Origin of the sequence: Streptomyces sp. NPDC018019 (assembly GCF_044327805.1) — a bacterium.
GTDB lineage: Bacteria > Actinomycetota > Actinomycetes > Streptomycetales > Streptomycetaceae > Streptomyces.
Window position 1 is genome coordinate 344,703 of record NZ_JBIRGD010000005.1, and the last position, 19,263, is coordinate 363,965.

The following is a 19,263-nucleotide window of genomic DNA, read 5'->3' on the forward strand; positions in this document are numbered from 1 at the left end:
GACCATGAGTGACGCGAACACGGAGCCGCAGGGTCCCGACACGACCGAGCACGCCCACGACCCCGAGGTGCTGCAGCTCGCGGCCAAGGTCTTCGACCTGGCCCGGCACGGCGACACCGACACCCTCGCCGCGTACGTGGACGCCGGGGTGCCCGCCACGCTCACCAACGACAAGGGCGACTCCCTGGTGATGCTCGCCGCCTACCACGGCCACGCCGACACCGTCGCGGCCCTGCTGGACCGCGGCGCCGACCCCGACCGCCCGAACGACCGCGGCCAGACCCCGCTGGCCGGCGCCGTCTTCAAGGGCGAGGACGCCGTCGTCCGCCAGCTCATGGCCCACGGCGCGGACCCGGCCGCGGGCTCACCGTCGGCGGTCGACACGGCACGGATGTTCCAGAAGACGGACCTGCTGGCGCTGTTCGGGGTGGAGTGATCCCGGGCGCCCGGGACGGCGGGGTGTGACGGGGGCCGTGCGGTGTGAGCCCGGGGCCAGGCATTGACATCAACTTTGGTTGAGGTTTTAGCGTCTGGTCCTGAAGCCGACCGCCGGCTCCGTCACACCGCCTTCAGGAGGCCCCGCCATGCCCGAGCGCCCTTTCACCCTCGCCGTCATCGTCGGCAGCACCCGTGAGGGCCGGTTCGCGCCCGTGGTCGCGGACTGGTTCACCGGGCACGCCGGCCGGCGCGAGGACGTCGTCGTGGACGTCATCGACCTCGACGAGGTCCGGCCGTACGAACTGCGGTACGGGAGCGAGGAGATGGCGTCCTACGCCAAGCGCATCGGCGCGGCGGACGCCTTCGTCGTCATCACCCCCGAGTACAACCACTCCTTCCCCGCCCCGCTCAAGCACGCCATCGACCTGCTGCGCCAGGAGTGGCAGGCCAAGCCGGTCGGCTTCGTGTCGTACGGCGGGGTCTCCGGCGGCCTGCGGGCCGTCGAGCAACTGCGGCTGGTGTTCGCCGAGTTGCACGCCACAACGGTGCGCGAAACGGTCAGCTTCCCGATGGCGGGCAGCCTCTTCGACGAGACCGGGCGGCTGCGCGATCCCGAGGACGCGGACCGGGCCGCCACCGTGCTCCTCGACCAGCTGGCCTGGTGGGCCCTGGCCCTGCGGCAGGCGCGCAAGGCGCGGCCGTACGGGAGCTGAGGCCGTGCGGGCCCGGCCCTTCGCGATGGGGGCACGATCCCGTACGGGGGTCGGGCTCGTGCCCCGCGCGGCGGCCGGAAACACCTGTCCGGCGCGCGCTCTCCCGATGCCTGTGGGTGGCTTGCCTCTTCCTCACGTACCGACCAATTGGTCGGTACGGGCGGCCCGCTACTCCCGCTCCGGTATCCAGTTGCCGTGGAACCCCACCGGCACCCGCACCGGCAGGTGCACCCGGGCGACCGGCTCCCCCGTGACGTCCTGCGCCGCGAGGATGACGAGGTCCGTCGCGTCGCGTTCAGGATCGTAGACGTACGCCATCAGCCAGCCGTCGTCCTCATCCGCGTCCGGGCCGGCCGGTACGAACACGGCCTCGCCCACGCCGCCCTGCGGCGAGAAGCGGCACACCTCACTGGTGCCGCGCTCCAGGTCGTACTTGACCAGCCCGCACCCCACCCGCTCGACCCCCGGCAGCCGCGCCGCCCGCAGGTCCGCGTCCGCCGGCTCCAGCACCGCGTACCCGTACCGGTGGGGCAGCGTGAGCCGTCGCGGGTCCACCCGCGGCAGTTCCACCGGCCGCTCGTCCAGCCGCTCGCGCCGGACCCGGCCCGCCTCCAGGTCCACGGTCCAGCGCTCCAGCGCGGGCGGCGACCCGTCCGGCCCGGTCCGCCCCTTCGCGAACAGCCGCTCGTAGCGCACCAGGTGGACCACGATGCGGCCGCTGCCGTCCTCGGTCTCGTACGCGTTCATCGGGTGGAAGACGAAGCACGGCTCGATCTCCAGCCACCGCACGTCCGACGCCCGCCCCTCCCGCGGCAGCACCCCCAGCCGGGCCGGGCGCTCCGGCTCCCACACGTACGGGAAGGACGGGCCGACCCCGACCCGGCCCGGGTTGAAGACCACCGGCAGGTCGTACAGCAGCACGTGCCGCTCGGTCAGCGAGAAGTCGTGCATCATCGGCCGTCCGTCGACGGGGACGTCCACGCGCCGCCGGATGCGGCCGTCCGTGCCCACGACCAGGTACTGCACGTACGGCCAGGCCCAGCAGTACGCCACGCAGTGCAGTTCGCCGGTGTCCGGGTCGATGGTGGTGTGCGCGGCGAGCCCGCCCGGCAGGGTGCCCGCGAAGTCGAACGGACCGACCGTGTCCAGCTCGGCGTCCAGCTCGTACGGCAGCGCGCCGCCCTCGACCAGCGCGAGGATGCGCCCGGCGAAGCGGGTGACGTGGGTGTTCGGCGCGAAGTCCATGTCCAGGTGGCGCGGGCCGTGCAGGATCTTCTCGCCCAGCCGCAGCGCCATCGCGTCGGAGCGCACCCAGCGGTTGCGGTACCACTCGGCCCGGCCGCCGCGCAGCCGCACGCCGTGCAGCATGCCGTCACCGCTGAACCAGTGGTACGCCGCGGGGTCCTCCACGCCCAGCGGGTTCGGACCGTTGCGTACGTAGCGCCCGTCCAGCTCCTCCGGTATCCGGCCGGTGACGGCCATGTCGTACGCGGTGGTCTCCTCCCGCACCGGAGCGAACAGTCCCCGCATGTACGGATTTCCGGCACCCGCCATCGCCGCCCACCTTCCCGGCCCCGCCCGCGGCGACCCCCCGGTCGCCGCCTCCCGCGGCAGCACCCCGTCTCCACCCTCCAGCTCCGGCACGGCCGCGTCGAGACCACCGGCGGCCGGAACGGTGCGAAGAGCGTCCCCGCGCGCCCCTTCCGCGGGCCCCGGCCGGTGGTCCCGGCCGGCGGTCCCGTACCGCGTCCCGGCACCGGCTTCGGGTAAGGTGACCGGCTCAAGCAGTGGACGACCAAGGAGGTGAGCCCCATTACCGCTGTCCAGGCTGGGTGCTCTCACCCCACGGCTGTACGGTCCCTCCGAGGCAGGTGACCGCGAGAGCGCCCTTCGGCACCCCGGAAGGCCCGTACTCGCATGTCCGACCCCCTGTCCGCGCCCGTCACCCCCGCCGTTCCCATCCCGCCCTCCCTCGTCGCCAGGCTCCGCGCGGCCGGCTGCGTCTTCGCCGAGGACGAGGCGGAGCTGCTCGTCGCCACCGCCCGCACGCCGTCCGAACTCGCCGCCATGACGGAGCGGCGCGTCGCCGGCCACCCGCTCGAACAGGTACTGGGCTGGGCGGAGTTCTGCGGCCGGCGGATCGCCGTCGACCCCGGGGTCTTCGTCCCCCGCCGCCGCACCGAATTCCTCGTCGCCCAGGCCGCCGCCCTGGTCCGCGCCGTTCCCCGGCCGCGGCCCGTCGTCGTCGACCTGTGCTGCGGTACGGGCGCGGTCGGCGCCGTGCTGGCGGCGGCCATGGACGGCCGGGCGCCCGGCTCACCGGACACCGAGCGCCCCGCGCCGGCCCCCCGCGTCGAACTCCACGCCGCCGACATCGAACCCGCCGCCGTACGGTGCGCCCGCCGCAACATCCCGCCCGCCATGGGCCAGGTCTACGAGGGCGACCTGTACGCCCCGCTGCCGCCCGCCCTGCGCGGACACATCGACGTCCTGGTCGTCAACGCCCCGTACGTACCGACCGAAGCCATCGGCCTGCTGCCCCCGGAAGCACGCGACCACGAGCCGCGCGTGGCGCTCGACGGCGGTACGGACGGGCTGGACGTCCAGCGCCGGGTCGCGGCCGGGGCGCTCCGGTGGCTCGCCCCCGGCGGTCACCTGCTGATCGAGACCAGCGAACGCCAGGCACCGCACACCCTCGAAGCCTTCCGGCGCAACGGACTGCGGGCCCGCCTGGCCACCGACGACGACCTGTGCGCGACCGTGGCCCTCGGGACGAGACCGGCCGCACGGGACACCACGTCACCGACCTGACGGGGCCCGCACCTCACCGGTCACCACGTCACCGACCTGACGTCCGGGCCCGCCCCTCACCACCCCGTGCGGCAGGCGGGCCGTGCTCGTGCCGGGTACGGATATTCCGTTGTCCGGGCGGAACCGGGTCGGCAGCATGGCGCTCCATGCAACGACACGAGTACGCCGGCCCGTTGCCGCTGCGCGCCATGCAGAGCCTGGCCGTCCGTGCCTTCCCGGCGACCGGCTACCGCCACATCGGCGACCTCGCCTGGAACCGGTGTCTGGCGCTGGGCCGCGCCGACCGCTGCCCGACGGCGGTCTGGACCGAAGCCGGCCGGACGCTGGCGTGGGGCTGGCTGGAGCTGCCCGACGGCCTGCTCCTCCAGGTCGATCCGGAGCGCCCGGAGTCGGCCGACGCCGTACTCGACTGGGCCGAAGCGGCGGCGCCCGGCCCGCTGAGCGTCGATGTCGCCGAAACCGAGCGGGACGTGATCAAGGCGCTGGAGCGGCGGGGGTACGTACGGGCCGCGGACGGCCCGTATCTGGCGTGCCTCGGCCGCCCGCTCACCGGTCTCCCGGACCTCCCGCGCCTCCCCGACGGGTACGTGATCCGCGCCCAGCAGGGCCCCGCGGACGTGGCGGGCCGGGCGGCAGCCCACCGCGCCGCCTTCGGGTCGGAGCGGGTCACCGCCGAACGCCATGCCCGTATGCGCGCCACCTGGCCGTACCGCCCCGAGTTCGACCTCGTCGTCGCTGCTCCGGGCGGCGACATCGTGGCCTACTGCCAGGGCTGGTACGACGCGGCCAACCGCACGGGCGAGTTCGAGCCGGTCGGCACCTGGCCGGACCACCGCCGGCGCGGGCCGGCCCGCGCCGTCTGCACCGCGGTGCTGCACGCCTTCGCCCGGGCCGGCGGCCACCGCGCCGTCGTCTACGCCCGCGGGGACGCCGCCCACCCGGCCCCGAAGCGGCTCTACGAATCCCTGGGCTTCGCTCCGTACACCCGTACGCACACGTACGCCGGACCGCGCTGACGGAGCACCGGAGCGGGCCGGTCAGGCCCCGACGTACGCCGCGAGGTGCTCGCCGGTGAGGGTGGAGCGGGCGGCGACCAGGGCGGCCGGGGTGCCCTCGAAGACGATCCGGCCGCCGTCGTGGCCCGCGCCGGGGCCGAGGTCGATGATCCAGTCGGCGTGCGCCATGACCGCCTGGTGGTGCTCGACCACGATGACCGACTTGCCGGAGTCCACGAGCCGGTCGAGCAGGGCGAGCAGCTGCTCGACATCGGCGAGGTGCAGGCCGGAGGTCGGCTCGTCGAGGACGTAGACGCCGCCCTTCCCGGCCATGCACGTGGCCAGCTTGAGGCGCTGCCGCTCGCCGCCGGAGAGGGTGGTGAGCGGCTGGCCGAGGGTGAGGTAGCCGAGCCCGACGTCGGCGAGGCGCTGGAGGATGCGGTGGGCCGCCGGGAGGCGCGCCGCTCCGGCGCCGAAGAACTCCTCGGCCTCGGCCACCGGCATCGCGAGCACCTCGCTGATGTCCCGGCCGCCGAGGCGGTGTTCCAGCACCGACGCCTCGAACCGCTTGCCCTCGCACTCCTCGCAGGTGGTGGTGACACCGGCCATCGTCGCCAGGTCGGTGTAGATGACACCGGCGCCGTTGCAGGTGGGGCACGCGCCCTCCGAGTTGGCGCTGAACAGCCCCGGCTTCACACCGTTCGCCTTCGCGAACGCCTTGCGGATCGGTTCGAGCAGCCCGGTGTACGTCGCCGGGTTGCTCCGCCGCGAGCCGCGGATCGGGCTCTGGTCGACCGACACCACGCCCTCGTCCGCCGGCATCGACCCGTGGACGAGGGAGCTCTTGCCGGACCCCGCCACGCCGGTGACCACGCAGAGCACCCCGAGCGGAAGGTCCACGTCGACGTCCTGGAGGTTGTGCTTCGAGGCTCCGCGGATCTCCAGCGTGCCGGTGGGTTCGCGCACCGTCTCCTTGAGGGCGGCCCGGTCGTCGAAGTGGCGTCCGGTGACCGTGCCGGCCGTCCGCAGCCCCTCGACGGTGCCCTCGAAACAGACGGTGCCGCCCGCCGTACCGGCGCCGGGACCGAGGTCGACGACGTGGTCGGCGATCGCGATCGTCTCCGGCTTGTGCTCCACGACGAGCACCGTGTTGCCCTTGTCCCGCAGCCGCAGGAGCAGGTTGTTCATGCGCTGGATGTCGTGCGGGTGCAGCCCGACCGTGGGCTCGTCGAAGACGTAGGTGGTGTCGGTGAGCGAGGAGCCGAGGTGGCGGATCATCTTGACGCGCTGCGCCTCGCCGCCGGAGAGGGTGCCGGCCGGGCGGTCCAGGCTGAGATAGCCCAGGCCGATCTCCACGAACGAGTCCAGGGTCCGCCGCAGCGTGGTGAGCAGCGGCGCCACCGAGGGCTCGGTGAGGCCGCCGGCCCAGGCCGCCAGGTCGCTGATCTGCATCGCGCAGGCGTCGGCGATGCCGACCTTGCCGATCTTCGACGACCGGGCGCCCTCGTTGAGCCGGGTGCCGTCGCAGTCGGGGCAGGTGGCGAAGGTGACCGCGCGCTCCACGAATGCCCGGATGTGCGGCTGCAACGCCTCCTTGTCCTTGGCGAGGAACGACTTCCGGATCTTCGGGATCAGCCCCTCGTAGGTGAGGTTGACGCCCTCCACCTTCACCTTGGTCGGCTCCCGGTACAGGAAGTCCTGCATCTCCTTCTTCGTGAACGCGCGGATCGGCTTGTGCGGGTCCAGGAGGCCCGACTCGGCGTAGACCCGTACGGTCCAGAAGCTGTCCGACTTCCAGCCCGGGATGGTGAACGCGCCCTCGGCCAGCGACTTGGAGTCGTCGTAGAGCTGGGTGAGGTCGATGTCGGAGACCGTGCCCCGGCCCTCGCAGCGCGGGCACATGCCGCCGGTACGGGAGAAGGTCGCCTTCACCGCCTTCTTGTCGCCGCGCTCGACGGTGATCGCGCCGCTCGCCCGGACCGAGGGGACGTTGAAGGCGAACGCGCCGGGCGGGCCGGCGTACGGCTTGCCGAGCCGGCTGAAGAGGATGCGCAGCAGCGCGTTGGCGTCGGTGGCGGTGCCGACGGTGGAGCGGGGGTCGGCGCCCATCCGCTGCTGGTCGACGATGATCGCGGTGGTCAGCCCGTCCAGTACGTCCACCTCGGGCCGCGCCAGGGTCGGCATGAAGCCCTGCACGAAGGCGCTGTACGTCTCGTTGATCAGCCGCTGCGACTCCGCGGCGATGGTGTCGAACACCAGCGAGCTCTTGCCCGAGCCGGAGACGCCGGTGAACACCGTCAGGCGGCGCTTCGGGATCTCGATGCCGACGTCCTTGAGGTTGTTCTCGCGCGCGCCGTGCACACGGATCGCGTCGTGGCTGTCGGCGGCGTGCTGCGCAGGCGGCCGCGGGTCCGTCTTCGGAGCCGTGCTCATACGTCTCTCCCTGGGTGAGGCGCCGCCGCCGCGGTTCCCCCGTCGGCGTCGCCTGTTTCCGTTCGGTCGGCTTCCGGCCGTACGGCCGGTCCGCCCGGCCGGCTCCGGAACACGGGCCGCCGCCGGCCGGTACGGTGACCGGCCGGCGCCCGGCTCACTTCCTGGGGCGCTGGGCGAAGCGCAGCATGTTGCCCGCGGGGTCGCGGAAGGCGCAGTCACGGACACCGTACGGCTGGTCGACCGGCTCCTGAAGCACCTCGGCGCCCGAGGACCGGACACGCTCGAAGAGGGCGTCGACGTCGTCGGACGAGAAGATCACGCCCCGCAGCATGCCCTTGGCCAGCAGCTCCGCCATGGCCTGCCGGTCGGCCGGCGAGGCGTTCGGGTCCGCGAGCGGCGGCTCCAGCACGATCTCCACACCCGGCTGGGACGGCGACCCGACCGTCACCCAGCGCATCCCCTCGAACCCGACGTCGTTGCGCACCTCCAGCCCGAGCACGTCCCGGTAGAAGGCGAGCGCCTTGTCGTGATCGTCCACCGCGATGAAGCACTGCGAAAGTTGAATGTCCATGCCGCCCACGCTACGGCTGCGGTCCCGGCCCCGCTTCTCCATTCGTGACCGGTTGTGGAGGTGGGGGCCTGGTGGGGCGGAGGGGGTGGGTGCCGGTCGGGCAGGGCCGGTGGACGTGCCGGGCCACCCTGTGCGGCAGACCGGTGAAGACCGGCGGTCACCCGTCCCCGGCGGGCTCCGCGTTCCCCGCCGCTTCCCCGGTTCCCGGTCCCTCCCCGTCGCCCACCGCCGGTCCGTTCCGGACCGGCCGCGTATAGATCTTGGCGACACAGGCCGGGATGGCGGCGCCCGGCTCGTGCGGGCGGGCCCGGTAGGCGCTCGGGCTCTCGCCCACCAGCTCGGTGAACCGCGAGCTGAACGAGCCCAGCGACGTACACCCGACGGCGAAGCAGACCTCCGTCACCGACAGGTCACCGCGCCGCAGCAGGGCCTTGGCCCGCTCGATCCGGCGCGTCATCAGGTAGCTGTACGGCGTCTCGCCGAAGGCGGCGCGGAAGCTGCGCGAGAAGTGGCCGGACGACATGTGCGCCGCCCGCGCCAGCGCCGGGACGTCGAGCGGCTTCGCGTACTCGCGATCCATCAGGTCACGCGCCCGGCGCAGCCGAACCAGGTCCTCCAGCATCACCCGCCCAGCATCGCACGGCAGCCGGATGCGCGGACCGCGCGGCCGACGACGAGACCGTGGCCACTGCCACGTCCCGGAACGGTCACCGTGGCGCGCGGAGACCGGCGGTCAGCATGCGGATCAGAAGGTCGTAGCTGTCGTCCAGGTTTTCGGGGAGGCCGAAGCCGCCCTCGGCTTCCAGTACGGCGAAGCCGTGGACGGCCGCGCGCAGGCAGCGGGCGGCGTGGATCGCGGCGGAGTCCTCCAGGCCGTAGGCACGGAGGGTGGCGGAGATGATGCCGATCAGCCGTGCCCCGGCTTCGGCGGTGTGCGGCTCCGGGCTCTGGATGAGGGCCGGGTAGCGGTTCGGATGTTGCTGTACGTAGCGCCGCCAGGCCGTCATGAACGCGCGGATCGCCTCATCGGCGGAGCGGCCGAGCACGGCCTCACCGGCCTGGTCGGCGAGGTCGTTCGCGATGCGGGCCGACACCAGGGCACGCAGTTCGGCGAGGTTGCGCACATGCTTGTAGAGGGACGGCGTGGCCACACCCGCCCGGGCGGCCACCGCTGCCAGGGTGAGCGCTTGCGGACCGTTCTCGTCGAGGATCTGGAGCGCTACGTCGACGACGGCGCTGGGAGAAAGCGCCGCCCTAGCCACGCCGGCCGCCGGCCAGGAAGTCCAGGATGAGCTCGGCGATCACGTCGGGGAACTGGGCGTGTGCGTAGTGCCCCGCCCCGTCCACCATCTCCAGGCGGCCCAGCCCGGCGGGCAGGCCCGCCACGATGCCCGCGCCCTCCGCCCCGGGGTCGGCCCAGTCGGGATCGAGCGTGCCCATGACGATCAGGGCCGGACACCGTACGTCGGCGAGCCGGGCGCCGGCGTCGGTGGGCGCGGCCATGCCGAAGCGGCTGACGACGGCCATCCGGCCGGGCCTGCGCAGGTCCGCCTCCAGCCCGGCGACGTACTCGGCGTACCCGTCCGGCTTGCTGCCCGGGTAGGCGTGGTCGAGGTAACGCTTCCAGAGCCGCACGCTGCGCAGCAGGTTGGCGCCCATCAGCAGGCACAGGCCCTTGCGGTAGCGGGCGTTGGAGAACAGCGCGCGTACATCGATCCGCTGGGCGCGGGTGAACGGGCCGATCTCGACGATGGCGTCGACCAGATCGGGCTCCTGGGCCGCGGCGATGGTGGCGGCACCGCCGCCGAAGGAGTGGCCGACGATGACGGCGGGGCCGCCCAGGTGCCTGATCAGCGCGAGGACATCGCCCGCCGTGTCGGTACGGGTGTAGGACGCCCAGCCGGTGTTGGATTCGCCGTGGCCGCGCAGGTCCATCGTGGCGGCCCGGAATCCGGCCGCCCCGAGCCGGGCGGCCACCTCCCGGAAAGCCGCCCGGCTGTCGCCCATGCCGGGTACGAGGACGACCAGCGGTCCGCTGCCGGTCACCTCGTACGCCAGCACTCCGCCCGCGACCTCGAGAAACGCGGTCCCGCTCCGCCCGACGCTAATCACCATAACCAACAGGCTAATACCATTAGCCTAGCTTGACCAGCCCCCGAGCCGACCCCGCACTGCACCCGCCACCGACCACAGAAATTCACTTCCCCCACCTCCGGCAGCCCTCATCGGCGCCCCAGCAGCTCGGCGATCCGTATGAATCCGTCGGCGCCGTGGCCCCGCCCGATGGCCCGGCGGGCCATCCCCTCGGCCGCGCGCATCACGCCCGCGTCGATGCCGTGCGCCTCGGAGGTGTGGATGATGTGCGCCATGGACGAGACGGCCGAGGTGAGGGGGTTGAGCTCGCCGGAGTAACCGCCGCTGTCGGCATCCTCCGCGAACTCTTCGAAGAGCGGCGGAAGGATGGCGCCGATGCCCTTGGCGAACGGCGCCAGCTCCCGCGCGGTGATCCCTTCGGCCCGCGCCACCGCCACGGCGTGCGCATAGCCCGCCATCGCGGTCCAGAAGATGTCGAGCAGCGCGATGTCGTACGCCGCCGCCCGGCCGATGTCCTCGCCGAGGTGGGTGTGGGCGCCGCCGAGCGCCTCCAGGAGGGGCCGGTGTGCACGGTGGAGCTCCTCGGGGCCGCTGTGGATGAACACCGCGGCCTCGGTGCCGATGGTCGTGGCCGGCGTCATGATCGCACCGTCCAGGTAGCGGACACCGTGCTCCGCCGCCCACGCGGCGGTGCCACGGGCCCGGTCCGGTGTGTCGGCGGTCAGATTGATCACCGTACGGCCCTTGAGCGCACCGGCGACCGCCTCCTGACGCAGGACCGCGTCCACCGCGTCGTAATGCACCACACAGACCACGGTCACGCTGCTCGCGGCAACCGCTTCCACGGCCGACCGGGCGCCGACCGCGCCCCGCGCGACCAGCTCCCCGTCCCGGCCCGGCGTCCGGTTCCAGACCGTGACGCGCAGGCCGGCATCCAGGAACGCGCCCGCCAGGGCCCGGCCCATCGGGCCCAGGCCGAGGACGGTGACGGCAGACTGTTCAGCGTGTGAGGACATCACTCAACTCCACAAAAAACTTGAATAAACTATGACGAATAGGACGTAAATGACGCGCAGCCGTGCCCAGGACCTGAATGTCTGCGGGGTGACCGCCGCGATCGCCGTGATCGACGGGAAGTGGAAGACGGCGCTGCTCTGGCTGCTGGAATCCGGCCCGCACCGCCCGGGCGAGCTGCGCCGACAGCTGCCCGGGCTCAGCGAGAAGGTGCTGACTCAGGCACTCCGCGAGATGGAGACGGACGGACTGGTACACCGGGAGGTGTACGACGTGCTTCCGCCGAAGACCCTGTACTCCCTGACCGCGTTCGGCCGGGACCTAGCCGAGGCACTGGCGCCCCTCTCCGACTGGGGCCACCGCCGCCTGGAAAAACTCACCGAGACCCAGTCGGCCTCCTGACGCAACCCCCCATCACCCACTTCTCTTCTCCCCCTGGCGCCCCTCGGACCGCCCACCACCAGAGTCGCCCCAACACCGCCCGCCGCCAAGTACCCACAAAAAAGTGGGTATTACCGCCCACCCCAGATCCAAGCCCCGGGCGGGGCGGCGGCCAGGCCGAGGCGTCTGTGCGCGAGCCCGCCACCCGTCCGGCCGACTACGGGGCCGCCGTACGGAAGAGGGCCAGAAGGGCCTGGCCCGACGCGGTGTCCGCGTCGAAGAACTGCGTGGCCGGCGCGGGCGGTACGGCCCTTCCGTGCATGCGGACCTCGTGACACCTGAAGCAGAACGCCGCCTCGAACAGCGCCAGTTCGAGAGAATCCTCGTACGCCCTGATGCTCCAGCCCGGCGAGAAGCCGCAGCGGTGCTGCGCACTCCCGGGCAAGCTCTCGATCAAGGCCAGGGCGTCAGCGACCTCGGCCCCGACCCAGTGGGCGCCCACCCTGCCGGGGTACGCAACGCCCCGCTCGGCCGGGAGGGCGGAGATTCTGATGACCTCGATCAGCGCAGTGGCGGCGACGGCCTCGGCGGGGAGTTTCATGCCCGCAAGTACCTCAGTCGCTCTGGACGGCCGGCCCGGGGGCGGCGGCGTCGAGTGCGTCGAGTACCGCGTCGCCGTTCGCTCTTGCCCACTCGGTCAGCATGTGGATCGGATCGATCAGCGTCGCCCCGAGCGGGGTGAGTTCGTACTCGACGCGGGGCGGTACCTCGGCGTAGGCGTGGCGGCGGACGAGTCCGTGTGCCGTGAGCCGTCGGAGCGTCTGGGTGAGCATCTTGCGGGAGATGCCGCCGATCAGCTCGATCAGTTCGCCATGGCGCACCGGGCCCTTGCTGAGGCCGTAGAGCACGACCACCGTCCATTTGTCGGCAATCAGCTCGACCGCCAGCCGCGCCGGACAGTCGGCGAGAAAGGGGTCACCGGGACCGAAACCGCTCATGGCGCCCAAGGTACCTGCTGGTTCCCATCGGAAACCTAGCCTGGGGTCGCCCCCTCCCCTCCCGAAGCCAGGAGAGTCATGCGAGTCATCACCCAGCAGACGCTCGGCGGTCCCGAAGTGCTCACCATCGTGGACGCGCCCGAACCCCGGCCCCTCCCGACCGAGGTTCTCGTCCGCGTCGAGGCGATCGGACTGAACCCGCTGGAGGCACGCCTGCGCGCCGGCGAGTTCCCGCTGATCGGCCGGCCGCCGTTCATCCTCGGCTGGGACATCAGCGGCGTGGTCGAGGAGGCATCGGGAACGTGGCGGTTCAGGACCGGCGACGAGGTGTTCGGGATGCCGCTGTTCCCGCGGGCGGCGAGCGCGTATGCCGAGGTCGTGTCGGCGCCGGCGCTGCACCTGGCACGCAAGCCGGCGTCGCTCTCGCACGTCGAGGCGGCGGCGCTGCCGGTCGTCGGGCTGACGGCGTGGCAGGGCCTCGTCGACCTCGGCGGCGTGACCGAGGGCGACCGCGTCCTGATCCACGGCGGCGGTGGCGGGGTCGGCCACATCGCGATCCAGATCGCGAAAGCTCTCGGCGCGCACGTCATCGCGACCGCCGGCGGGAGCAAACGGAAGTTCGTCGAGGGGTTCGGCGCCGACGAGGTGATCGACTACACGGCGGGCGACTTCACCGAGGCGGTCCGCGACATCGACGTCGTGCTCGACACGATCGGCGGCGACACCGCCCGGCGGTCACTTGGAGTGCTCCGCCCCGGCGGCCATTTGGTGACGGCGGTCGCCGAGGAGGATGCGCAGCTCGCCGCCGCGTACGAGGCGGCCGGCATGCGCTTCAGCGGCATCGCGGTCGACCCCGATCCGGTCGCCCTGCGAGGTCTCGTCGAACTCGTCGAACAGGGCCGGCTCCGGGTCCACGTACAGGAGACGTTCCCGTTCGAACGCGTCACCGACGCACACCGGTTGCTCGACGCCGGCCACCTCCAGGGCAAGCTCGTCCTCACCGTCTGACCCCGTCGCAAGCCCTCGGCCGTCTGGCCCCGTCGGGGGGACTCGGCCATCTGACTCGGCCATCTGACTCGGCCGTCTGACTCCGTCGTGGGGCCACGACCGTCTGTCCGGACTTGAGCGAGCGAAATTCGTCGGTGTGTTCTCACGCAAGTCCGGGCAGGGAGCCGTGCTCCCGCAGTTCGCCGGGGGCGCCGAGCCGTGAAGGGGGATCAGGTGTCGGCGGGTGAGGCGTCGAGTGCGGTTACGTCGAAGCCTGCCTCGGTCAGGATGTCGGCGGCGACTCCGCGGCCGACCTGGGCAAGGCCGATCAGCAGGTCGTCGCAGTCGATGCGGTCGGAGTTGTTCTGCTCGGATCGCGCCTCGGCGTTGGCAATAGCCTTGCGGGAGTAGGGCGTCCAGGCGATTCGCTCGGCTGCCTGGGAGGCACCCAGGCTCAGCCGGGCTCCGACGGCCCGGTGGACCGTCTCCGGCGAGACACCGGTGGCCTGCAGGAGCCGGGTGGCGGAGTTGTCCTCCGCGGTCAGTCCCCAGAGCAGGTGCTCGGTGCCGATGTAGTTGTTGCGGTGCTGCACTGCCGCTCGTTTGACGTGGGTCATCGCCTCGCGGAGACCGGCGGTCATCGTCTCGGGGCTGTAGCGCTTGTGCGGGGCGTGGAAACGCTGCTGCGCCGCCTGCCGGGTCACGCCCAGGGCCGCACCGATGTCGGTCCATGAGGAGCCGTGCATCCGGCAGTGCTCGACGTAGTCCTCGACCAGATCGTCTGCCAGCGCCTGCATCTGACCTGCGAGGTGGGCGGCCACGGTCAGCAGAGCGAGCCAGTCGGGCTGTTCCTGTCCGCCGGGTCGGTGTGCGGTGTCGCATCTCCGGTCGACTTCCGCGATGAGGTCGTCCAGGTCCGGAAGAGCCATAAGGCAAGTACGCCTTGACAAGGGAGAACCGTCAAGGCGTACTTGCGCACTCCATGCGAGACGCATATGCCTCTGGCGTCTCGGTTGCGGTGAGGGGGACGCGACGGTGATGCCATGCCCCCGGGGAGGCGGCCGAGGCGCCCGGCCGCCCGCGGATGGCGACTTTTGTTAGCGGGCGCTTGCAATAGTTAGCACGATGGCGCACCATCGGGGCATGGCATCACTCAACGTCGGCAACCTCGGCGAGTTCCTGCGGGAGCAGCGGCGCACGGCGCAGCTGAGTCTGCGGCAGCTCGCGGATGCCGCCGGGGTGTCCAACCCGTATCTCAGTCAGATCGAGCGCGGGCTGCGCAAGCCGAGTGCGGACATTTTGCAGCAGCTGGCCAAGGCGCTGCGGATCTCCGCCGAGACGCTGTACGTGCAGGCCGGAATCCTCGATGAGCGGAAGGTGGACGGGGTCGAGGTGCACACCGCGATCCTCACCGATCCGGCGCTGACCGAGAAGCAGAAGCAGGTGCTGCTGCAGATCTACGAGTCCTTCCGCAAGGAGAACGGACACGGGAGCGGGCGCGGCGAGAGCGACGGCGCGCCCGCGAGCGAGCCCGCTCATGGCGCCCGAGAGGCCGACGGCGACCCGCACGCCACCTGAGCGACCGACCACCTATTCCAGGAGGAACCACGCCATGGCCATCACCGACGACGTCCGCAAGGCGCTGACCGACCCGACTCCGCTGTACGCCATCGCCGGCGGTGTGGACCTCGCGGCCGAGAAGGCCAAGGAGCTCCCGGGCCTGGTCGAGAAGATCCGCCAGGAAGCCCCGAAGCGTTTCGAGGCCGTCCGCAACACCGACCCGAAGACCGTCCAGGACCGCGTCACCAAGGAGGCGAAGGAGGCGCAGGACTGGATCACCCGGCAGCTGGGCCTGCTCGACGCCGACTTCAAGAAGCTGAGCCAGCAGACGCAGGACTTGGTGCTCCAGGGCGTGGGCCGGGCGGCCGAGGCCGCCGTCAAGGCGCGCGAGGGCTACGAGGACCTGGCCGAGCGCGGGCGCAGCGCGGTGCAGACGTGGCGCAGCGAGACCGCCGAGGCCACCGAGGACCTCGCGGTCGCGATCGAGCCGGAGCCCAAGCAGGAGCCGGTGCAGGAGCCCGCGGCGGAGGCCAAGGCCGAGGGTGGCACGGCCGGTGACGCCGACCCGAAGACCGGCGCGGCGGCCAGGAAGACCGCGCCCGCCAAGAAGACCACGCCCAAGAAGACCACCCCGTCGGGCGAGAACGGCAAGTAACGCATTCAGGGGCAGCGGGCCGGGCACGCACCGCGTGTCCGGCCCGTTCTCCGGGTACGGTGGGGCGGCGACGGACCGAGTCGAACGGGTGAGGGCAGTGCTGATCTACGGGTTCCAGAACGTGCTGAGCTGGGTGCAGCTGGCCCTGGCCGTGTACGCCGCCGTGATGCTCGTCGACGCGGCCGTGCGGCGCGAGGACGCCTACCGGGCGGCCGACAAGCAGACCAAGGGCATGTGGCTGATCTTCCTGGTGATCGCCACGGCGCTGCTGTTCCTGCTGCCGCTGATGTCGTTCCTGCCGATCATCGGGCTGATCGCCGTGATCGTGTACACGGTCGACGTACGGCCCGCGATCAAGGGGGTCGCCGGCGGCCGGGGCCCGCGCCGCGGCGGCGGGTCGAGTTCGGACGGGCCGTACGGGCCGTTCAACGGCGGACGGTAGGCCCACCGGGGCCGACGGGCGGTAGCCCCACCGGACCGACGGGCGGTAGCCCCACCGGGACCGGCGGACGATGGCCCCACCGGGACCGACGGGCGGGTACGTCAGCCCTGCACCCGCCCCCGGTCCAGCAGCAACACCGCGACATCGTCCGTCAGTTCCCCGCCGTTGAGGTCCCGTACTTCCGTGACCGCCGCGTCGAGCAGTTGCTCGCCCCGTAGGCCGGCGGACATCTGACGGCCCACCAGTTCGGTCATGCCTTCCTGGCCCAGGCGCTGGTTGCCCTGGCCGACGCGGCCTTCGATCAGGCCGTCGGTGTACATCATCAGGCTCCAGGAGCCGCCCAGGACGACCTGGCGGCGCGGCCAGCGGGCGCGCGGCAGCAGGCCGAGGGCCGGCCCTCCCTCCTCGTACGGGAGCAGCCGCGGCGCGCCGCCGGACCGGGCGAGCAGGGGTGCGGGGTGGCCGGCCAGGCAGACCCAGGCGTGGCGTCCGTCCGGCGCGATGTCCACCAGGCACAGCGTCGCGAAGATCTCGTCGTCGGCGCGCTCGTTCTCCAGGACCTTCTGGAGGGTGGACAGGAGCGCGTCGCCGCACAGGCCGGCGAAGGTCAACGCGCGCCAGGCGATGCGCAGTTCCACGCCGAGGGCGGCCTCGTCGGGGCCGTGACCGCAGACGTCGCCGATCATCGCGTGGACCGTGCCGTCGGGCGTGCGCACCGTGTCGTAGAAGTCGCCGCCGAGCAGCGCGCGGCTGCGTCCGGGGCGGTAGCGGGCCGCGAAGCGCAGGTCGGAGCCGTCCAGGAGCGGCGTGGGCAGCAGGCCGCGCTCCAGCCGCCGGTTCTCCTGGGCCAGCATCCGGGATTCGGTGAGCTGGCGCTGCGCGAGGTCGGCGCGCTTGCGCTCGACGGCGTACCGCACGGCCCGGCTGAGCACCGAGCCGTCCAGCTCGTCGCGGAAGAGGTAGTCCTGCGCGCCGACGCGTACGGCCTCGGCGCCGCGTTCGGCGTCGGCCTCGGCGGTCAGCACCAGGACGGCGTGGGCGGGCGCCATCCGCAGCACCGCGCGCAGGGCGCCCAGCTCGTCGCGGGCGCCGTCCTCCTCCGGCGCGGTGCCGTCCCGGTCGGTGCGTTCCGGGGCGCCCGCCGGTGCCAGGTCGAGCAGGATGCAGTGCACGTCGTCGGTGAGCAGCCGCTCCGCCTCGGTGAGGTTGCGGGCCGTACGGACGCGGGCGCGGCGGCCCTCCCCGTCCCGCATCTCGGGCACCGAGCTGCTGGGGTCCTCGCCGATGAGCAGCAGGGTCAGCCCGCCGTCACCGGGGCGGGAGGGGGCGGGCGAGGGCGCGGCGGCGTCGGGGGCGCCCGGCCCGGGCCGCGGGGGCTCGGCGGGGGCCGGGGAGGTGTCCGCAGGCTCCGCCGTCCCGGCCCCGCGCGCCGCGCCGTCGCGTGCGTCGTCCACCGGCGCTGCCTCGTGCGGCAGCACGGCCGTCCGCTGGCGCGGTATCGGTACGGACATGCTCTGCTTCCTTCCCTCCCCCGAGGGTGCACGGGCCCGCCGAGCGGCGCGCCACTGTGCCCGGTTCCGCCCCCGCCCGGCGGTCGGTCCGGGCGGTGCGCCACCGGGCACCGAGACGCGACCATAGCGGTAGCGCCGAGTTCTGCGGAATGGCCGACGGCACACCGCCTTTGTCATATGCCGTACAGCACAGGTCGTTTGACCTGCGAAAGGAGGAATCGGGAATGACGAACATCACCCCCTGGGCAGCACGCCGCCCATCGACGCACCGTGACGAAAAGCACGCAGGTATTACGCTGCGTGGATAACCGGGAACCGTGGCGCCGCGAACCGCCCCACGCGCCGCGGCCCGAGCCCGCCGCGCGCGGAACCGGATCACCTCACGCCGCCGGTCGCCCACCGGGTCCCCCTCGGCCCGCCCGCCGGCTCACTTGTCCGGCCGCACCACACCGAGGATCGGCATCGACCCGGCACCGGCGATCGTGACCTGCCGCCCCGGCCGCGGCGCGTGCACCATCGCGCCGTCGCCGACGTACATGCCGACATGGCTCGCGTCGGGGTAGTAGATGATCAGGTCGCCGGGTCGCATGTCCTTGATGTCGACGCGCGGCAACTGCTTCCACTGCTCCTGCGACGTACGGGAAATGGGCTCGCCGGCCGCCTGCCAGGCCCGCATGGTCAGCCCCGAGCAGTCGAAGGTGTCCGGTCCCTCGGCGCCCCACACGTAGTCCTTGCCGATCTGCGCCGTGGCGTAGGAGACGGCTTTCCCGCCCGCCGCCGAAGCGTGCGCGCCGATGTCCTTCAGCACCCCGGAATTCAGCCATTTCTGCTGTTCCTGAAGGGCCCGCGCGTCCTCCAGTTTCCGCAGCCGCTCCTTCTCCTCGGCGGCCAGCCGGGATTCCACCCGCTGCGCGGTCTCGATCTTCTTGCGGATGTCGAGCTGCGCGGCCTCCTTCTTCCTGCGGTTCTCCTCCAGCCGCTCCCAGCGGTCGGTGGCGTCCTGCGCATACCCTTCCAGGGCGGATTCCGTGCGCGCCAGCTGGGCGCTCAGGTCCTTGGCGGCCTGCTGGCCCTTGCGTACGAGCGTGGCGTTGTCGAGGAAGCGTTCGGGGTCCTTGTTGAGCATGAGACGGGCCTCGGGGGGAATGCCGCCGCCCCGGTACTGCGCGCTGGCCAGCGCGCCCGCCTGGCGCTTCAGTTCGGCCATCCGCCGCTGCGTCCGGTCGATCGTCCGCGCCAGTTCGACGATCTCCTTCTGCTGGAGGCCGACCTGCTCCTTCGCCGCGTTGTACGCCTCGGTGGCCTGCTCCGCCGCGCGGTAGAGGCCCTCCAGTTCCCGGCGTACTTCTTCGAGGCGCTTTTCGGACACGGTCGGGCCGGGGTCCGCGTAGGCGGCCGGGGCCGTCCCGCCGAGGATCCCGGTCACGCCCAGTACCACGGACGTGGCGGCCACGACGGCGCCGCGCAGCCCGCGTGCGCCCCGCCGGGTCCCCGCTGCCCGCCGGTCCGCCGTACCGCGCCGCTCCAGGGCGCCCGTCCGCCGCGCCGCACCCGTCCCGTTCCCGGAGTCCCGTACATCCCGTGTGCCGTGCGCATCCTGAATGCCCCGGCCTGCCCCCTGCCGCCCCACCAGCCACCTCCGGTCGGTCCGCACCGATTC

The 19,263-nt window shown here is 72.5% G+C and carries 21 protein-coding genes; 9 read left to right on the forward strand and 12 right to left on the reverse strand.

Annotation, left to right across the window (positions count from 1 at the left end; translation table 11 throughout):
• Positions 1-4 precede the first annotated feature (4 nt).
• Positions 5-436, forward strand: a complete 432-nt coding sequence (locus ACH4FX_RS11695; RefSeq protein ID WP_398477607.1) for an ankyrin repeat domain-containing protein — start codon at positions 5-7, stop codon at positions 434-436.
• 148 nt (positions 437-584) lie between these two features.
• Entirely contained in the window at positions 585-1,151 is a 567-nt protein-coding gene (locus ACH4FX_RS11700) for an NADPH-dependent FMN reductase (RefSeq protein WP_398477609.1), read from the forward strand.
• Positions 1,152-1,319: 168 nt separating this feature from the next.
• Here the strand turns inward: ACH4FX_RS11700 and ACH4FX_RS11705 are convergent, their stop codons facing one another.
• Positions 1,320-2,705 carry a carotenoid oxygenase family protein gene (locus tag ACH4FX_RS11705; protein WP_398477611.1) on the reverse strand — a complete coding sequence of 462 codons (1,386 nt, stop codon included), beginning with the start codon at positions 2,703-2,705 and terminating at the stop codon, positions 1,320-1,322.
• A 363-nt stretch (positions 2,706-3,068) separates the two neighbouring features.
• Here ACH4FX_RS11705 and ACH4FX_RS11710 point away from each other — a divergent pair, with 363 nt between their 5' ends.
• On the forward strand, positions 3,069-3,962 hold the full coding sequence (locus ACH4FX_RS11710; protein WP_398477613.1) for a putative protein N(5)-glutamine methyltransferase: 894 nt from the start codon (positions 3,069-3,071) through the stop codon (positions 3,960-3,962).
• 146 nt (positions 3,963-4,108) lie between these two features.
• Positions 4,109-4,978, forward strand: coding sequence for a GNAT family N-acetyltransferase (locus tag ACH4FX_RS11715; protein ID WP_398477615.1), 870 nt, complete (start codon positions 4,109-4,111; stop codon positions 4,976-4,978).
• Between the two features lie 21 nt (positions 4,979-4,999).
• Here ACH4FX_RS11715 and ACH4FX_RS11720 read toward each other — a convergent pair whose 3' ends face one another.
• From ACH4FX_RS11720 to ACH4FX_RS11745, 6 genes are all read right to left on the reverse strand, one after another.
• Positions 5,000-7,390, reverse strand: coding sequence for an ATP-binding cassette domain-containing protein (locus ACH4FX_RS11720; RefSeq protein ID WP_398477617.1), 2,391 nt, complete (start codon positions 7,388-7,390; stop codon positions 5,000-5,002).
• Positions 7,391-7,544: 154 nt separating this feature from the next.
• Entirely contained in the window at positions 7,545-7,961 is a 417-nt protein-coding gene (locus ACH4FX_RS11725; RefSeq protein ID WP_398477619.1) for a VOC family protein, read from the reverse strand.
• Between the two features lie 157 nt (positions 7,962-8,118).
• Entirely contained in the window at positions 8,119-8,586 is a 468-nt protein-coding gene (locus ACH4FX_RS11730) for a helix-turn-helix transcriptional regulator (RefSeq protein WP_398477621.1), read from the reverse strand.
• Positions 8,587-8,668: 82 nt separating this feature from the next.
• Complete coding sequence (locus ACH4FX_RS11735) at positions 8,669-9,223, reverse strand: TetR/AcrR family transcriptional regulator (RefSeq protein ID WP_398477623.1); 555 nt, start codon at positions 9,221-9,223, stop codon at positions 8,669-8,671.
• Positions 9,216-10,076: an alpha/beta fold hydrolase gene (locus ACH4FX_RS11740; protein WP_398477625.1), complete on the reverse strand. Its 861-nt coding sequence runs from the start codon at positions 10,074-10,076 to the stop codon at positions 9,216-9,218. Before ACH4FX_RS11740 ends, ACH4FX_RS11735 begins: the two co-directional genes overlap by 8 nt.
• A gap of 107 nt (positions 10,077-10,183) precedes the next feature.
• Positions 10,184-11,071 carry an NAD(P)-dependent oxidoreductase gene (locus tag ACH4FX_RS11745; RefSeq protein ID WP_398477627.1) on the reverse strand — a complete coding sequence of 296 codons (888 nt, stop codon included), beginning with the start codon at positions 11,069-11,071 and terminating at the stop codon, positions 10,184-10,186.
• 49 nt (positions 11,072-11,120) lie between these two features.
• On the opposite strand from ACH4FX_RS11745, the gene ACH4FX_RS11750 reads away from it, so the two are divergent.
• Positions 11,121-11,471: a winged helix-turn-helix transcriptional regulator gene (locus ACH4FX_RS11750; protein WP_398477629.1), complete on the forward strand. Its 351-nt coding sequence runs from the start codon at positions 11,121-11,123 to the stop codon at positions 11,469-11,471.
• A 196-nt stretch (positions 11,472-11,667) separates the two neighbouring features.
• Here the strand turns inward: ACH4FX_RS11750 and ACH4FX_RS11755 are convergent, their stop codons facing one another.
• Both ACH4FX_RS11755 and ACH4FX_RS11760 read right to left on the reverse strand, forming a co-directional pair.
• The gene (locus ACH4FX_RS11755; RefSeq protein ID WP_398477631.1) at positions 11,668-12,051 is read right to left on the reverse strand and encodes a hypothetical protein; all 384 of its coding nucleotides are present in this window, start codon (positions 12,049-12,051) and stop codon (positions 11,668-11,670) included.
• 13 nt (positions 12,052-12,064) lie between these two features.
• Positions 12,065-12,448, reverse strand: a complete 384-nt coding sequence (locus tag ACH4FX_RS11760; RefSeq protein WP_398477633.1) for a winged helix-turn-helix transcriptional regulator — start codon at positions 12,446-12,448, stop codon at positions 12,065-12,067.
• Between the two features lie 78 nt (positions 12,449-12,526).
• On the opposite strand from ACH4FX_RS11760, the gene ACH4FX_RS11765 reads away from it, so the two are divergent.
• Positions 12,527-13,456, forward strand: a complete 930-nt coding sequence (locus tag ACH4FX_RS11765) for an NADP-dependent oxidoreductase (protein ID WP_398477635.1) — start codon at positions 12,527-12,529, stop codon at positions 13,454-13,456.
• A 209-nt stretch (positions 13,457-13,665) separates the two neighbouring features.
• Here ACH4FX_RS11765 and ACH4FX_RS11770 read toward each other — a convergent pair whose 3' ends face one another.
• A complete protein-coding gene (locus tag ACH4FX_RS11770) occupies positions 13,666-14,364 on the reverse strand; it encodes a Clp protease N-terminal domain-containing protein (RefSeq protein ID WP_398477637.1) in 699 nt (232 codons plus the stop codon).
• A 214-nt stretch (positions 14,365-14,578) separates the two neighbouring features.
• Between ACH4FX_RS11770 and ACH4FX_RS11775 the strand changes: the two genes are divergently transcribed.
• The 3 genes from ACH4FX_RS11775 (at position 14,579) to ACH4FX_RS11785 (ending at position 16,092) form a co-directional block, all read left to right on the forward strand.
• Positions 14,579-15,013, forward strand: coding sequence for a helix-turn-helix domain-containing protein (locus tag ACH4FX_RS11775; protein ID WP_398477639.1), 435 nt, complete (start codon positions 14,579-14,581; stop codon positions 15,011-15,013).
• Between the two features lie 34 nt (positions 15,014-15,047).
• Positions 15,048-15,650 (forward strand): hypothetical protein, encoded by a 603-nt coding sequence (locus ACH4FX_RS11780; protein ID WP_398477641.1) that lies wholly within the window; start codon positions 15,048-15,050, stop codon positions 15,648-15,650.
• Between the two features lie 97 nt (positions 15,651-15,747).
• Positions 15,748-16,092 (forward strand): DUF2516 family protein, encoded by a 345-nt coding sequence (locus ACH4FX_RS11785; RefSeq protein WP_398477643.1) that lies wholly within the window; start codon positions 15,748-15,750, stop codon positions 16,090-16,092.
• Positions 16,093-16,193: 101 nt separating this feature from the next.
• Here ACH4FX_RS11785 and ACH4FX_RS11790 read toward each other — a convergent pair whose 3' ends face one another.
• Together ACH4FX_RS11790 and ACH4FX_RS11795 are read right to left on the reverse strand one after the other, a co-directional pair.
• A complete protein-coding gene (locus ACH4FX_RS11790; protein WP_398477645.1) occupies positions 16,194-17,603 on the reverse strand; it encodes a PP2C family protein-serine/threonine phosphatase in 1,410 nt (469 codons plus the stop codon).
• A gap of 427 nt (positions 17,604-18,030) precedes the next feature.
• Positions 18,031-19,056 carry an NlpC/P60 family protein gene (locus ACH4FX_RS11795; RefSeq protein WP_398477721.1) on the reverse strand — a complete coding sequence of 342 codons (1,026 nt, stop codon included), beginning with the start codon at positions 19,054-19,056 and terminating at the stop codon, positions 18,031-18,033.
• Positions 19,057-19,263 lie beyond the last annotated feature (207 nt).